This window comes from Burkholderia sp. WTPI3 (assembly GCF_021483755.1).
In the GTDB taxonomy this organism is placed as follows: Bacteria; Pseudomonadota; Gammaproteobacteria; order Burkholderiales; family Burkholderiaceae; genus Burkholderia.
The window spans coordinates 19,318-33,728 of sequence record NZ_JAGIXF010000038.1; the positions used below are offsets into that span (position 1 = coordinate 19,318).

13 protein-coding genes are annotated in these 14,411 nt (G+C 65.2%); 11 read left to right on the plus strand and 2 right to left on the minus strand.

The features are described 5' to 3' along the window. The first annotated feature begins 13 nt into the window (after positions 1 to 13). The 4 genes from J7024_RS20765 (at position 14) to J7024_RS20780 (ending at position 2,164) form a co-directional block, all read left to right on the plus strand. On the plus strand, positions 14 to 400 hold the full coding sequence (locus tag J7024_RS20765) for a RidA family protein (protein ID WP_057926573.1): 387 nt from the start codon (positions 14 to 16) through the stop codon (positions 398 to 400). A gap of 200 nt (positions 401 to 600) precedes the next feature. Beyond that, positions 601 to 1,050 (plus strand): DUF1493 family protein, encoded by a 450-nt coding sequence (locus J7024_RS20770; RefSeq protein WP_233409928.1) that lies wholly within the window; start codon positions 601 to 603, stop codon positions 1,048 to 1,050. Positions 1,051 to 1,144: 94 nt separating this feature from the next. Beyond that, positions 1,145 to 1,465, plus strand: a complete 321-nt coding sequence (locus J7024_RS20775; protein ID WP_233409927.1) for a peptidoglycan recognition protein family protein — start codon at positions 1,145 to 1,147, stop codon at positions 1,463 to 1,465. A 276-nt stretch (positions 1,466 to 1,741) separates the two neighbouring features. After that, positions 1,742 to 2,164, plus strand: coding sequence for a hypothetical protein (locus J7024_RS20780; RefSeq protein WP_124829021.1), 423 nt, complete (start codon positions 1,742 to 1,744; stop codon positions 2,162 to 2,164). Between the two features lie 66 nt (positions 2,165 to 2,230). Here J7024_RS20780 and queF read toward each other — a convergent pair whose 3' ends face one another. Beyond that, a complete protein-coding gene (queF, locus tag J7024_RS20785) occupies positions 2,231 to 3,061 on the minus strand; it encodes an NADPH-dependent 7-cyano-7-deazaguanine reductase QueF (protein ID WP_175751295.1) in 831 nt (276 codons plus the stop codon). Between the two features lie 12 nt (positions 3,062 to 3,073). Beyond that, positions 3,074 to 4,597, minus strand: coding sequence for a threonine ammonia-lyase, biosynthetic (ilvA, locus tag J7024_RS20790; protein WP_124829017.1), 1,524 nt, complete (start codon positions 4,595 to 4,597; stop codon positions 3,074 to 3,076). A gap of 575 nt (positions 4,598 to 5,172) precedes the next feature. Here ilvA and J7024_RS20795 point away from each other — a divergent pair. From J7024_RS20795 to ubiB, 7 genes are all read left to right on the plus strand, one after another. After that, positions 5,173 to 9,198, plus strand: a complete 4,026-nt coding sequence (locus tag J7024_RS20795) for a DUF3683 domain-containing protein (protein ID WP_124829015.1) — start codon at positions 5,173 to 5,175, stop codon at positions 9,196 to 9,198. Between the two features lie 87 nt (positions 9,199 to 9,285). Next, positions 9,286 to 9,729, plus strand: coding sequence for an HIT family protein (locus tag J7024_RS20800; protein ID WP_124829013.1), 444 nt, complete (start codon positions 9,286 to 9,288; stop codon positions 9,727 to 9,729). Continuing rightward, entirely contained in the window at positions 9,726 to 10,139 is a 414-nt protein-coding gene (locus tag J7024_RS20805) for a gamma-butyrobetaine hydroxylase-like domain-containing protein (RefSeq protein ID WP_011886002.1), read from the plus strand. The genes J7024_RS20800 and J7024_RS20805 overlap by 4 nt, the downstream gene beginning before the upstream one ends. Before the next feature lie 52 nt (positions 10,140 to 10,191). Next, on the plus strand, positions 10,192 to 10,923 hold the full coding sequence (gene ubiE / locus J7024_RS20810) for a bifunctional demethylmenaquinone methyltransferase/2-methoxy-6-polyprenyl-1,4-benzoquinol methylase UbiE (protein ID WP_124829011.1): 732 nt from the start codon (positions 10,192 to 10,194) through the stop codon (positions 10,921 to 10,923). A gap of 41 nt (positions 10,924 to 10,964) precedes the next feature. After that, positions 10,965 to 11,996 (plus strand): Tim44 domain-containing protein, encoded by a 1,032-nt coding sequence (locus J7024_RS20815; RefSeq protein ID WP_124829009.1) that lies wholly within the window; start codon positions 10,965 to 10,967, stop codon positions 11,994 to 11,996. 194 nt (positions 11,997 to 12,190) lie between these two features. Then, positions 12,191 to 12,817, plus strand: a complete 627-nt coding sequence (locus tag J7024_RS20820; RefSeq protein WP_124829007.1) for a ubiquinone biosynthesis accessory factor UbiJ — start codon at positions 12,191 to 12,193, stop codon at positions 12,815 to 12,817. Between the two features lie 12 nt (positions 12,818 to 12,829). Next, positions 12,830 to 14,407 (plus strand): ubiquinone biosynthesis regulatory protein kinase UbiB, encoded by a 1,578-nt coding sequence (ubiB, locus tag J7024_RS20825; protein ID WP_124829005.1) that lies wholly within the window; start codon positions 12,830 to 12,832, stop codon positions 14,405 to 14,407. The last annotated feature ends 4 nt before the right edge of the window (positions 14,408 to 14,411 follow it).

Consider the following 14,411-nt stretch of genomic DNA (forward strand, 5'->3'; position numbering starts at 1 on the left):
AAGGAGTGAAGCGATGAAGCGATATGGTGTAGGCGAAGCGAAGGGTACCGGCGGCCAGGTGATGCCGTTTGCGCGTGCGGTCGAGGCCGATGGCTGGCTGTACGTGTCGGGCCAGACGCCGATGGTGAACGGCGAGGTCGTCGAAGGCGGGATCGTCACGCAGTCGAAGCAGACGATCGAGAACGTGATCGCGATCCTGAAGGAAGCCGGTTACGGCCTCGAGCACGTCGTGCGCTGCGGCGTGTGGCTCGACGACGCACGCGATTTCGCGTCGTTCAACAAGGTGTTCGTGTCGTACTTCGGCGAGAACCCGCCGGCACGCGCATGCGTGCAGTCGAGCATGGTCATCGACTGCAAGGTCGAGGTCGATTGCATCGCGTATAAGGCGCCGGCGAAGTAACGCGCGAGGGCGAATGGTTGTGTGACGAGGCCGGCGCATTGATGTGCGCCGGCCTCGTTGCGTCTGGGCGGAGCCGATGCGTGGACGAGGGCGATCGGATGGGCGGCGGCGTTCAAATGCAGCGAGGTTGACGCGGGGTACGAGAGGCACCGGAATTTTGCATTGCGTGACGAAATTTTTTCGATGAGGCTCGACGTGACATGCCTGTCTGGCGGGCTGCGTCGGTGATCGGCACGGGTGCACGGCGCGATCGCCAAATACAATCGCCTTGTCGAACCGGACGGCAAGGTGTTTTGCTGGAAAGCATGCGTTGGGACGAGATCGAGGTATTTGTCAGATCGGAGGTCGGGCTCGGTAAATCGATGCCGCTGTCCGCTGCCATGAGGCTTTGGGAGGATCTTGGCCAGACCGGCGACGAGGCCGACGATTTCATGGGCCATTTTTTTGAGCGCTTTTCCATCGATACCGGCGACTTCGATTTTCACCGGTATTTCCTGATGGAAGGCGAGGGGCCGCTCTATTCGCTGTTTCGGAGATGGGTACTTCGGAAACCGCACGATCTCAAACGGGAACCGATCACACTGGCGATGCTCTACCGCGCGGTGGTTGACCGGAAATGGGGCACCAGACGATTGGCCGAGCTGCCGTGAAAGGCCGGATGAATGGCGTGCGTGACGGGGGAGGGCCTGAACGCAAGCGATTGGGCGGAAAGATTGCGGCGATATGACGTGGGGCGGGTATTGAATGCTTTTGATTGATTCCAATGGGATGGTCGTGAGTCCGCGCGTAGTGCGAGTCAGAAAAGCCCAGATCGAGCGCGGCGCCATGCAGAGGATTAGTGGGGTTATCGTTCATCAAACGGGCGGTTCAACGGCGGCCTCTGCGCTCAATAGCTATCAGAATGCATATGCTACCGGGGCGCATTTTCTGATTGAAAAAGACGGGACGATTTACCAGACGGCATCTTTGAAGAAGCAGACTTGGCATGTAGGCGCGAATCAAGGCGCGCTGCGTTGCCGAATTGCGTTGCACGCCAGTCGAACTGCAGCAGCTTCGCCGTTTTGACCCGCGCGGCGAAAACCGGCGGGAGATGCGCAAGGCGGTCCCGGACCGTTACCCTTCCAATACAGACAGCATTGGCGTGGAATTGGTCGGGGAGGCGCTACCGCTCATTGAACCCAACCCTGATCGACAGACCTACATCGCGGCGCCGGACGCTCAGAACGACTCGCTTCGATGGCTCATCCATGAAATTTCGATAACGATGAATGTTCCGATGACAGAGGTTTTTCGCCACCCGACAGTATCGAGGAAGAACCGGACGGAGGCGGCGAGGGCGCAATGGTGATTCGGATCGCGGTTTTGATGTTGGCGTTCTTGCTCAACCTCAGTGCGGTTGCGGGCCCGCTGTCCGGCGGGGAGGTTCCCGCTGTCGGACCGAAGTCAGTCGAAATCGTGAGGAACGGCGCGTGGTCGGCTGACATCAGCGGGGACGAAACGCCGGATATGTGTCGTGCATTCGTTCTTCGGCAGGCGGATGTCAGCGCGTTTTTCAAGCGTGCGAGCCGTGTAACGGCACGGGCGTACAGCCATGATCTGGACGCCGCGAATTGCTATGCGGAAGGCAGTGTACGTCTCGCGGGCGGTGGCGCGGCGAAGTGGCGGATAGACCAGGCAAGGCGCGGCTTCATTTCGATGCCCGATGGTCGAACACTCTACCTGTATTGCCCAAAGTGCCGAGCCGACGTGTTCGCACCGAATTAGAGCGACGCTTCGTCCGCAAGCGGTTGGTGTTGGCGGCCCGAAAAGTGCCCGCCAACACCGCTTCATTTACTGCCGCGCCGTCCGCGTGTTATCCGGCATCGGCTGGTTGTAGTTCGTGCGGAACGGGTTGATGTCGAGCCCGCCACGGCGCGTATAGCGCGCATACACCGCGAGCTTCACCGGTTTGCACGCGTGCATGATGTCGAGGAAGATGCGCTCGACGCACTGCTCGTGAAAGCCCGTGTGATTGCGGAACGAGATGATGTAGCGCAGCAGCCCCGCATGATCGATCTGCGGGCCGACGTAGTGGATCTGCACGCTGCCCCAGTCGGGCTGGCCGGTGACCGGGCAGTTCGAGCGCAGCAGGTCGGACACGAGCGTCTCCTCCACCGGCGCTTCGTCCTCGGCGTCGGCCGCCGACAGGAGCGACGGATCGGGTTCGTACACGTCGGTGTCGAGGTCGAGCCGGTCGAGCGACAGCCCGTCGAGTTCTTCCATCCCGAGCTTCGCGAAATCGTGCGGCGACACGAGTTGCACCGACACGCTCGCGCCGCACGCGGCCGAGACGTCGCGCTTGAGCGCGTCACGCACCGCGTCGACCGAGTCGAACTTCGATTGCGCGAACGAGCCGAGATACAGCTTGAACGACTTCGATTCGACGATGCTCGGCGATTCGGCCGGCACGTAGAACGTCGCGACCGCGACCTGCGGCTTGCCGCGCGCATTGAGCCACGACAGCTCGTACGCGTTCCAGATGTCGGTGCCGAAGAACGGCAGCGCCGACGTGATGCCGAGTTGCTCGCGCGCGCCGGCGCGCGGGATCGGGAACAGCAGCGACGCGTCGTACTGCGTGGCGTAGACGGTGGCCTTGCCGAGCGGGGAGTGTTCGGGATTCATTGCGTGACGCCTTTACGACAGGAAGAGGCGGTAAGCCGGATTGGCGCTCTCTTCGACATACGGATAGCCGAGCGCCGCGAGGAAGCGTTCGAACTCGGTGCGATCGGCCTGCGGCACTTGCAGCCCGACGAGGATCGAGCTGTAGTCCGCACCCTGGTTGCGGTAGTGGAACAGGCTGATGTTCCAGTCCGGCGCCATCGACGACAGGAACTTCATCAGCGCGCCCGGCCGCTCCGGGAATTCGAAGCGGAACAGGCGTTCGTCCAGCGCGAGCGGCGAGCGGCCGCCCACCATGTAGCGAATATGTTCCTTCGACAGCTCGTCGTGCGTCAGGTCGACGCTCTGGAAGCCGTGCGACTCGAAGTTCGCGGCGATCTCGGCCGATTCGCCGCGGCGCTTGATCTGCACGCCGACGAAGATGTGCGCGGACTGCGCATCGGCGATCCGGTAGTTGAACTCGGTCACGTTGCGGTCGCCGACGAGCGAGCAGAAGCGCTTGAAACTGCCGCGCTCCTCGGGGATCGTGACCGCGAACACGGCTTCGCGCGCTTCGCCGACTTCCGCTCGTTCGGCGACGAAACGCATCCGGTCGAAGTTCATGTTCGCACCGGACGTGACCGCGACGAGCGTCTGGTTTTCGATGCCTTCGCGCTCCGCGTAGCGTTTGGCGCCCGCGACCGCGAGCGCGCCCGACGGCTCGAGCACGCTGCGCGTGTCCTGGAACACGTCCTTGATCGCCGCGCACAGTGCGTCGGTGTCGACCGTCACGACACCGTCGAGGAATTCGCGGCACAGCCGGAAGGTTTCCTCGCCGACGAGCTTCACCGCGGTGCCGTCCGCGAACAGGCCGACCTCGCTAAGCTCGACGCGCTCGCCCTTCTGCAGCGATTGCGCCATTGCGCACGAATCCTCGGCCTGCACGCCGAACACCTTGATCTCCGGGCGCACCGCCTTGACGTACGCGGCCACGCCGGCCGCGAGCCCGCCGCCGCCGATCGGCACGAAGATCGCGTGGATCGGGCCCTGGTGCTGGCGCAGGATCTCCATCGCGATCGTGCCCTGGCCGGCGATCACGTACGGATCGTCGAACGGGTGGACGAACGTGAGATCGCGCTCGGCCTGCACCTTGACCGCATGCGCATACGCATCGCTGTACGATTCGCCCGCCTGGATCACCTCGACGCTCGGGCCGCCGTGCGCGCGCACGGCGTCGACCTTCACCTGCGGCGTCGTGACCGGCACGACGATCACGGCCTTGATGCCCATCCGGGCCGCCGAGAACGCGACGCCCTGCGCGTGGTTGCCGGCCGAGGCCGTAATCACGCCACGCGCGAGCGCGTCGGCCGGAATGTGCGCCATCTTGTTGTACGCGCCGCGCAGCTTGAACGAGAACACCGGCTGGTTGTCCTCGCGCTTCAGGTAAACGGGGTTGCGCAGCCGTGCCGACAGGTTGCGGGCGGGTTCGAGTTCCGTCTCGAGCGCGACGTCGTAGACGCGCGCCGTGAGGATTTTCTTCAGGTAATCGTGGGATGCCATGGACGCTCGCGTGCAGTGCGGAAAGCAGACGGTAAAGGATCAATGATAGCGCCAAGGGTCCGTCCGCACGCAAGCGGCATGCCGGGCGCGCCGTCGCGGCGTGGCCCCGAATGCCTATTTGACGGGCAGGGCGCCATTTTTTACCGGTTTAACTGCGCGGTTACCGACCGGACGGATGGCGAATGCCGCAGCAAAACCGCGCAGGCCCAGGCGTGGCGCGGGTTGCGGGGATAGCCCCACGACCTGTCCGGCGTGCCACGGACGGCCCGATCATGGGTTAGAATTCCGTTTTGAATCAAGGATCGGAAGATGCAGAGGCACCCTCGGATCGCCCAATTGAAGCCGACGCCGCGCGCAGCCAGCCCCGCGGCGGAACGGCATGCGCGCCGCGCGCGATCGTGCTGATGGCTCCGAGTGCCGCCAGGCCCTGCCGACCCGGAACGGTGAGTCCAGACCCGCTCCGGCCCCATGCGAGATAGTCGCACGCCTGGCACCAGAACAGATTTCCCCAAGATTGCGCGTACGCGCTTGCCGACGCCCGTTCACGGTGTATCGGCCCTCCGAGTCGTCCGAACATGAACGCACCACAAGTTTTCGATCCGCATGGCGCGGCCGCCACCGTCGCCGCCGACCCCGCGCCCCGGCTGCGCGAGATTCCCTATAACTACACGTCCTTCTCCGACCGCGAGATCGTGATCCGCCTGCTCGGCGAGGAGGCGTGGTCGGTGCTCGACGAGCTGCGCGCCGAACGCCGCACGGGTCGCTCGGCACGGATGCTGTACGAGGTGCTCGGCGACATCTGGGTCGTGCGCCGCAACCCGTACCTGCAGGACGACCTGCTCGACAATCCGAAGCGCCGCGCGCTCCTGATCGAGGCGCTGAACCACCGCCTGACCGAGATCGGCAAGCGCCGCCGCGCCGACCTGACCGAGCACCACGACGACGCGGGCCGCGAGCGCGCATCGCGTGTCGAGATGCTCGAGACGGCCGCGCAACGCGCGGTCGACGAGTTCGCCGACGAATTCGAGAAAATGGCCGACCTGCGCCGCCGTGCCACCAAGGCGCTCGGCCGCTGCACGCAGAAGGACAACATCCGCTTCGACGGGTTGTCGCGCGTGTCGCACGTGACCGATGCGACCGACTGGCGTGTCGAATACCCGTTCGTCGTGCTGACCCCCGATACCGAAGCCGAGATCGCGGCGCTGATCAAGGCCTGCTTCGAACTCGGCCTGACCGTGATTCCGCGCGGCGGCGGTACCGGTTACACGGGCGGTGCGGTGCCGCTCACGCCGTTCTCTGCAGTGATCAACACCGAGAAGCTCGAACAGCTCGGCGCGGTTGAACTTACCGAGTTGCCGGGCGTTGCGCACAAGGTGCCGACGATCTTCTCCGGCGCGGGCGTCGTCACGCGTCGCGTGACCGAAGCGGCCGAGGCGGCCGGCTACGTGTTCGCGGTCGATCCGACCTCGCTCGACGCATCGTGCATCGGCGGCAACGTCGCGATGAACGCGGGCGGCAAGAAGGCCGTGCTGTGGGGTACCGCGCTCGACAACCTGGCCTGGTGGCGGATGGTCGACCCGGACGGCAACTGGCTCGAAGTCACGCGCCACGAGCACAACCAGGGCAAGATCCACGACATCGCGGTCGCGCGTTTCGAGCTGAAGTGGTTCGACGGCGCGTACGCGCCGGGCGAGAAGCTGCTGCGCACCGAGATGCTCGAGATCGAAGGCCGGCGCTTCCGCAAGGAAGGCCTCGGCAAGGATGTGACCGACAAGTTCCTCGCCGGCCTGCCGGGCGTGCAGAAGGAAGGTTGCGACGGGCTCATCACGTCCGCGCGCTGGGTGCTGCACAAGATGCCCGCGCACACGCGCACCGTGTGCCTCGAATTCTTCGGCCAGGCGCGCGAGGCGATCCCGAGCATCGTCGAGATCAAGGACTACCTGTTCGAAACGTCGAAGCAGGGCGGCGCGATTCTCGCGGGCCTCGAGCACCTCGACGAGCGCTACCTGCGCGCGGTCGGCTACGCGACCAAGAGCAAGCGCAACGCATTCCCCAAGATGGTGCTGATCGGCGACATCGTCGGCGACGACGCCGATGCGGTCGCGCACGCGACGTCCGAAGTGATCCGGATGGCGAACGGCAAGAGCGGCGAAGGCTTCGTCGCGGTCAGCGCGGAGGCGCGCAAGCGCTTCTGGCTCGACCGCAGCCGCACGGCCGCGATCGCGAAGCACACCAACGCGTTCAAGATCAACGAAGACGTCGTCATCCCGCTGAACCGGATGGGCGAGTACACCGACGGCATCGAACGGATCAACATCGAGCTGTCGCTGAAGAACAAGCTGCAGCTGGTGGACGCGCTCGAAGCGTTCTTCAGGGCCGGCAACCTGCCGCTCGGCAAGACCGACGACGCGAACGAGATCCCGAGCGCCGAACTGCTGGAAGACCGCGTGCAGCAGGCGCTGGAGTTGCTCAAGCGCGTGCGCGCGCGCTGGGAATTCGTGCGCGACCGGCTCGACCAGCCGCTGCGCGAGGCGCAGCATTACCTCGTGCAGCTCGGTTACGAGGCGCTCGCCGAGAAGTTCGCGGATCGCGCGGACGAGCAGCCGGGCGCGACAGTGTTCCACATCACTCAGGACCGCACGGTCCGCATCTCGTGGAAGCAGGAGATCCGCGCGGAACTGCGCGCGATCTTCAACGGCGGTGCGTTCAAGCAGATCCTCGACGAAGCGCAGGCGATCCACAAGCAGGTGCTGCGCGGCCGCGTGTTCGTCGCGCTGCACATGCACGCGGGCGACGGCAACGTCCACACGAACCTCCCGGTCAACTCCGACAACTACGAGATGCTGCAGGATGCGCACGCGGCGGTCGCGCGCATCATGACGCTCGCGCGTTCGCTCGACGGCGTGATCTCCGGCGAGCACGGGATCGGCATCACGAAGCTCGAGTTCCTGACCGACGACGAGATCGCCGAATTCCGCGCGTACAAGCAGCGCGTCGACCCGAACGGCCGCTTCAACAAGGGCAAGCTGCTCGACGGCGCGGACCTGCGCAACGCGTACACGCCCAGCTTCGGGCTGATGGGTTACGAGTCGCTGATCATGAAGCAGTCCGACATCGGCGCGATCGCCGATTCGGTGAAGGACTGCCTGCGCTGCGGCAAGTGCAAGCCGGTGTGCGCGACCCACGTGCCGCGCGCGAACCTGCTGTACAGCCCGCGCAACAAGATCCTCGCGACGTCGTTGCTGGTCGAGGCGTTCCTGTACGAAGAGCAGACGCGCCGCGGTGTGTCGATCAAGCACTGGGACGAGTTCAACGACGTGGCCGACCACTGCACGGTGTGCCACAAGTGCGCGACGCCGTGCCCGGTGAAGATCGACTTCGGCGACGTCACGATGAACATGCGCAACCTGTTGCGCAAGATGGGCAAGAAGAAGTTCAATGCCGGCAATGCGGCGGGCATGTTCTTCCTGAACGCGACCAATCCGCAGACGATCAACGCCGCGCGCAGCGTGATGATGGGCGTCGGCTACAAGGCGCAGCGCTTCGCGAACGACATGCTGAAGAAGGTCGTGACGAAGCAGACGCAGCACCCGCCCGCGACGACCGGCAAGCCGCCCGTCATCGAGCAGGTGATCCACTTCGTCAACAAGAAGATGCCGGGCAACCTGCCGAAGAAGACGGCGCGCGCGCTGCTCGACATCGAGGACAACAAGATCGTGCCGATCATCCGCAACCCGAAGTCGACGACCGTCGATTCGGAAGCGGTGTTCTACTTCCCCGGCTGCGGTTCCGAGCGCCTGTTCTCGCAGGTCGGCCTCGCGACGCAGGCGATGCTGTGGGAAGCAGGCGTGCAGACCGTGCTGCCGCCGGGCTACCTGTGCTGCGGTTATCCGCAGCGTGGCTCGGGCCAGTACGACAAGGCCGAGAAGATCGTCACCGACAACCGCGTGCTGTTCCACCGGGTCGCGAACACGCTCAACTACCTCGACATCAAGACGGTGGTCGTGTCGTGCGGCACTTGCTACGACCAGCTCGCGGGCTACGAATTCGACAAGATCTTCCCGGGCTGCCGGATCATCGACATCCACGAGTTCCTGCTCGAGAAGGGGATGAAGCTCGACGGTGTGACGGGCACGCGTTACATGTATCACGACCCGTGCCACACGCCGATCAAGACGATGGATCCGGTGAAGCTCGTCAACGAGCTGATGGGCACGGAGAAGGACGGCTACAAGATCGAGAAGAACGAGCGTTGCTGCGGCGAATCGGGCACGCTCGCGGTCACGCGTCCGGACATCTCCACGCAGGTTCGCTTCCGCAAGGAAGAGGAGATCCGCAAGGGTGCCGCGAAGCTGCGCAGCATTCCGGTCGTGGCCGGCAGCGCACCCGCGCCGGCTGCCGCGGCCGCGAACGGCCCGGACGTGAAGATCCTGACGAGTTGCCCGTCGTGCCTGCAGGGCCTGTCGCGCTATAGCGAGGACGCGAACATCGAGGCCGACTACATCGTGGTCGAAATTGCGCGCCAGGTGCTCGGCGAGAACTGGATGGCCGACTATGTCGCACATGCGAACAATGGCGGGATCGAGCGCGTGCTGGTCTAATGCGGGCATGACGACCGCCCGGCGGGGCCTGGGATGAGAGCGGGCGCCGGCGCTGAAACGCCGGCGCCCGTCCACATGGGAGCGACGATGGAATGCGTGTTTTGCCGTGAAGACGGTGGCGAGGTGCTCTGGCAGGACGACATGCTGCGCGTCGTCCTTGCGACGGGCGAGCACGAGTACCCGGGCTTCTGCCGGGTGATCTGGGGCGCGCACGTGGCCGAGTTCTCCGATCTCGGCGAACCCGAGCGGGCACATCTGATGCGCGTGGTGTGCGCGGTGGAGCGGGCCGTGCGCCGCGTGATGCAGCCGAACAAGGTGAATCTCGCGAGCCTCGGCAACATGGTGCCGCACGTGCACTGGCACGTGATCCCGCGCTTCTCGAACGACGCCCATTTCCCGCAGCCCGTCTGGGCGCCGCGCCAGCGCAGCGTGTCCGGGGCGCTGCTGCGCACGCGCGCGGCGCAGGCCTCGCTGCTGCACAATGCGGTGCGCGAGGAAATTCAACGAACGACCGATCCGAGGCAGCCATGAGCGGTTTGACTTCCACGACGCCGATTCCGTCCGGCGTCGTCGTGCACGCGGTGTCGCGCGTGCTCGAATTGCAGTACCCGAACGGCGAGAGTTACCGGATTCCGTTCGAGCTGATGCGCGTGTATTCGCCGTCGGCCGAGGTGCGCGGCCACGGGCCCGGCCAGGAAACGCTGCAGACGGGCAAGCGCGAGGTGACGATCACCGCGCTCGAGGGCGTGGGCAACTACGCGCTGCAGCCGACGTTCTCCGACGGCCACTCCACCGGTATCTACTCGTGGGATCTGCTGTACGAGCTGGCGACGCAGCAGGACGCGCTATGGCGCGACTATTTCGACAAACTGAAGGCGGCGGGCGTCGAGCGTGACGCGCCGATGCAGGCGGCCCCCGCGCCGCACGGCCACTGCCACTGAAATCGACGGCGCCCGCTCGGCGCCGTCTTGCCATTTACTGAGGATCAACGCGATGAGCAAAACCCACTTCGGCTTTGAAAGCGTCGAGGAAAACGAAAAAGCGAAGAAAGTGGCGGGCGTGTTCCATTCGGTCGCGAGCAACTACGATCTGATGAACGACCTGATGTCGGCCGGCATGCACCGCGCATGGAAGGCGTTTACGATCGCGCAGGCGAACGTGCGCCCCGGTTTCAAGGTGCTCGACATTGCTGCCGGCACCGGCGACCTGACCAAGGCGTTCGCGAAGGCGGCCGGCCCGACGGGCGAAGTCTGGCACACCGACATCAACGAATCGATGCTGCGCGTGGGCCGCGACCGGTTGCTCGACAAGGGCGTCGTGACGCCGTCGCTCCTGTGCGACGCCGAGAAAATTCCGTTTCCGGACAATTACTTCGACGTGGTCACGGTCGCGTTCGGGCTGCGCAACATGACGCACAAGGACGCCGCGCTCGCCGAGATGCGCCGCGTGACGAAGCCCGGTGGCCGTGTGATGGTGCTGGAATTCTCGAAAGTCTGGGATCCGCTGAAAAAAGCCTACGATTTGTATTCTTTCAAAGTATTACCGTGGCTTGGCGACAAATTCGCGAAAGATGCTGAAAGTTACCGGTATCTTGCTGAATCTATCCGGATGCACCCCGATCAGGACACCCTGAAGACGATGATGGAACAAGCAGGCCTCGATGCCGTCAAATATTACAATTTGTCAGGTGGCGTGGTAGCTTTACACCTAGGAACCAAGTACTAAGGGGTTCTTTCCATACATTCGCCTTACATCTGGAGAAACTGATGGCCGAATCGCGTTCGTTGTTCAACCGTAGCAAGCCGTCGAAGCCGTGGGCTCGACGGGTCGGCACGCTGCTGATGGTCGGCCTGCTCACGGCCGGCACGTTCGCATCGCTCGACGCTGAAGCCAAGCGCATGGGCGGCGGGCGCAGCATCGGCCGCCAGAGCTCCACCGTCACGCAGCGCCAGGCCACGCCGCCGGCGCAGCCGATGCAGCAGGCCGCGCCGTCGCAGGCGCAGCGCGCGAACCCGGCCGCTCCCGCGCCGGCCGCGCAGCCGAACCGCTCGCGCTGGCTCGGGCCGATCGCCGGTCTCGCGGCCGGCCTCGGCATCGCGGCGCTGCTGTCGCACTTCGGCCTCGGCGAAGCGTTCGCCGGCATGATGTCGAACATCATCGTGATCGCGCTGCTCGCGATGATCGGCATCTGGCTGGTCCGCAAGTTCATGAACCGTCGCCGTCCGCAGGAGCCGGCGTACTCGGTGGGTGGCTCGGCATCGTCGTCGGGCAGCTACTCGCAGGGTCCGTCTTTCCAGCAGGGCAACACCGGCAGCAATTATGCGGGCAGCGGCAGCAGCTACGCGAACGAAGCGCAGGGCGTGTTCGGCGGCGGTGCGCCGGCTGCCGCAGCGGCGGGCGCGATGGCGGCCGCGCCGCTGCAGGTGCCGGCCGGCTTCGACACCGAAGCGTTCCTGCGCAGCGCGAAGGTCTATTTCGTACGCCTGCAGGCGGCATGGGACCAGGGCAACCTGGCCGACATCCGCGAGTTCACGACGCCCGAAATGTTCGCCGAGATCAAGATCGACCTCGATTCGCGCGGCAACGAGTCGAACCAGACCGACGTCGTGCAGCTCGACGCGGAACTGGTCGCGATCGAGGATCGCGGCATCGAGCAGTCGGCGAGCGTGCGCTTCCACGGCCTGATCCGCGAATCGGCGAATGCGTCGGCCGCGCCGTTCGACGAGGTGTGGAACCTGTCGAAGTCGGGCAGTCAGGGCTGGTTGCTCGCGGGTATCCAGCAGATCAACACGCACTGAACGTGGCTGGCGGCCCCGCCCGCCGGTTTCCCGGACGACGGCTTCCCGGGCGAGGGCTTCCCGGGCGACGGCCGCCGCGCTGCGACCGGTTGCCGCCCGGATGTGCGGTTGGCCGCGGTCTGCCGATGATCCGACGTTACAATAGAAACCCGCGCGGGCGCCCGGCCCGCGCGGGTTTTTTCTTCCCCAGCCCGATGACCTTTGCCGCCAAGCCTTTTGCTGCTGCTGTCAATCACCTGCTCGCGCGCGAATCGTGGGCGCGCGACCGCCTGACCCCCTACGCGGGCAAGACTGCCCGGCTCGACGTGCCGCCCGTCACGCTCACGCTGCTCGTGCAGCCCGACGGCTACCTGTCCGCGGTCGAAGCCCACGATGCGCAACACGTCGACGTGTCGATCGCGCTCGCGGGTGATACGGTCGCCGCATTCCTGCAGGGCGGCCAGGCTGCCGTGATGAAGCAGGTGAAGATCGAAGGCGATGCGGAGTTCGCGGCGCAGATCGCGAAACTGGCCGAGCATTTGCGCTGGGAACCCGAAGAAGATCTCGCGAAGCTGGTAGGCGACGCGGCGGCGTACCGGATCGCGACGGTCGTGCGCGACGCCGGCGCGCGCGCGCGCCGCACCGGCCGCAACGTGCTCGATTCCGTCGCCGAATACTGGCTCGACGAAAACCCGCAGGTCGTCCGGCGCACGGCGCTCGGCGGCTTCGACGCCGAGCTCGCGCGCGCGCGCGATGCGCTCGCGCGGGTCGAAAAGCGGGTCGAGCGACTCGAACAAAAAATCGGCGCGCGCACGGGTTCCGGCCCGCGCGGCGCGCACTGAGGGCAGCAGGGCATGCGCATTTTTCGTTTCATCAAGATTGTCTACACTGTCATCCGCTTTGGCCTCGACGAGGTGATGCTGTCCCGGATCGACGACCGGCGCGTGAAGTTGCTGCTGCGCGTCACGACGATCGGTCGCCGTTATTCGTCGCCGCCCGCGGTTCGGCTGCGTCACGCGCTCGAAAGCCTCGGTCCGATCTTCGTGAAGTTCGGCCAGGTCCTGTCGACGCGCCGCGACCTGCTGTCCGTCGATTTCGCGAACGAACTCGCGAAGCTGCAGGACCAGGTGCCGCCGTTCGATTCGGCAGTCGCGATCGCGATCATCGAGAAGTCGCTCGGCGCGCCGGTCGACGAGCTGTTCGACGAATTCGAGCGCGAGCCGGTCGCGAGCGCGTCGATCGCGCAGGTGCATTTCGCGAAGCTCAAGCAGGGCCCGCACGCGGGCAAGGCCGTTGCGGTCAAGGTGCTGCGCCCGAACATGCTGCCGGTGATCGATTCCGACCTCGCGCTGATGCGCGACATTGCGACGTGGACCGAGCGGATGTGGGCCGACGGCCGGCGCCTGAAGCCGCGCGAAGTCGTCGCCGAATTCGACAAGTACCTGCACGACGAACTCGACCTGATGCGCGAGGCCGCGAACGGCAGCCAGCTGCGCCGCAACTTCGCGGGCCTCGACCTGCTGCTCGTGCCGGAGATGTTCTGGGATTTCTCGACGTCGCAGGTGCTCGTGATGGAGCGCATGACGGGTGTGCCGATCAGCCAGGTCGAAACGCTGCGCACGGCGGGCGTCGACATCAAGAAGCTCGCGCGCGAAGGCGTCGAGATCTTCTTCACGCAGGTGTTCCGCGACGGTTTCTTCCATGCGGACATGCACCCGGGCAACATCCAGGTGAGCCTCGATCCGAAGACCTTCGGCCGCTACATCGCGCTCGATTTCGGGATCGTCGGCGCGCTGTCCGATTTCGACAAGAACTACCTCGCGCAGAACTTCCTCGCGTTCTTCAAGCGCGATTACCACCGCGTCGCGACGCTGCATCTCGAATCGGGCTGGGTGCCGCCCGAGACGCGCGTCGAGGAACTCGAAAGCGCGATCCGCGCGGTGTGCGAGCCGTATTTCGACCGTGCGCTGAAGGATATCTCGCTCGGCCAGGTGCTGATGCGCCTGTTCTCGACGTCGCGCCGCTTCAACGTCGAGATCCAGCCGCAGCTGGTGCTGCTGCAGAAGACGATGCTGAACGTCGAAGGGCTCGGCCGCTCGCTCGACCCCGAACTCGACCTGTGGAAGACCGCGAAACCGTATCTCGAGCGCTGGATGACCGAGCAGATCGGCCTGCGCGGCTGGTATGAGCGTTTCAAGGTCGAAGCGCCGCAATGGAGCAAGACGCTGCCGCAACTGCCGCGCCTGATCCATCACGCAATGGCGGCGCGCCACGACGCGCCGCGCGCGGCGAGCGAGGACCTGATGCGCCAGATCCTCATCGAGCAGAAACGTACGAACCGGCTGATGCAGGCGCTGTTGATCTTTGGCCTCGCCGTCGGTGTCGGCGCGCTGGTCGCGCGCGTGCTGCTCGTGCTCGCGTACGGCGCATGATCGA

Excerpts from the sequence above, each read along its gene's own strand:
- queF (WP_175751295.1), bottom strand. The coding sequence starts at position 3,061 with ATGAATCCCGAACACTCCCCGCTCGGCAAGGCCACCGTCTACGCCACG.
- J7024_RS20775 (WP_233409927.1), top strand. The coding sequence starts at position 1,145 with ATGCTTTTGATTGATTCCAATGGGATGGTCGTGAGTCCGCGCGTAGTG.
- J7024_RS20815 (WP_124829009.1), top strand. The coding sequence starts at position 10,965 with ATGGCCGAATCGCGTTCGTTGTTCAACCGTAGCAAGCCGTCGAAGCCG.
- J7024_RS20805 (WP_011886002.1), top strand. The coding sequence starts at position 9,726 with ATGAGCGGTTTGACTTCCACGACGCCGATTCCGTCCGGCGTCGTCGTG.
- ubiE (WP_124829011.1), top strand. The coding sequence starts at position 10,192 with ATGAGCAAAACCCACTTCGGCTTTGAAAGCGTCGAGGAAAACGAAAAA.
- J7024_RS20795 (WP_124829015.1), top strand. The coding sequence starts at position 5,173 with ATGAACGCACCACAAGTTTTCGATCCGCATGGCGCGGCCGCCACCGTC.
- ubiB (WP_124829005.1), top strand. The coding sequence starts at position 12,830 with ATGCGCATTTTTCGTTTCATCAAGATTGTCTACACTGTCATCCGCTTT.
- J7024_RS20780 (WP_124829021.1), top strand. The coding sequence starts at position 1,742 with ATGGTGATTCGGATCGCGGTTTTGATGTTGGCGTTCTTGCTCAACCTC.
- J7024_RS20820 (WP_124829007.1), top strand. The coding sequence starts at position 12,191 with ATGACCTTTGCCGCCAAGCCTTTTGCTGCTGCTGTCAATCACCTGCTC.
- ilvA (WP_124829017.1), bottom strand. The coding sequence starts at position 4,597 with ATGGCATCCCACGATTACCTGAAGAAAATCCTCACGGCGCGCGTCTAC.
- J7024_RS20770 (WP_233409928.1), top strand. The coding sequence starts at position 601 with ATGCCTGTCTGGCGGGCTGCGTCGGTGATCGGCACGGGTGCACGGCGC.
- J7024_RS20800 (WP_124829013.1), top strand. The coding sequence starts at position 9,286 with ATGGAATGCGTGTTTTGCCGTGAAGACGGTGGCGAGGTGCTCTGGCAG.
- J7024_RS20765 (WP_057926573.1), top strand. The coding sequence starts at position 14 with ATGAAGCGATATGGTGTAGGCGAAGCGAAGGGTACCGGCGGCCAGGTG.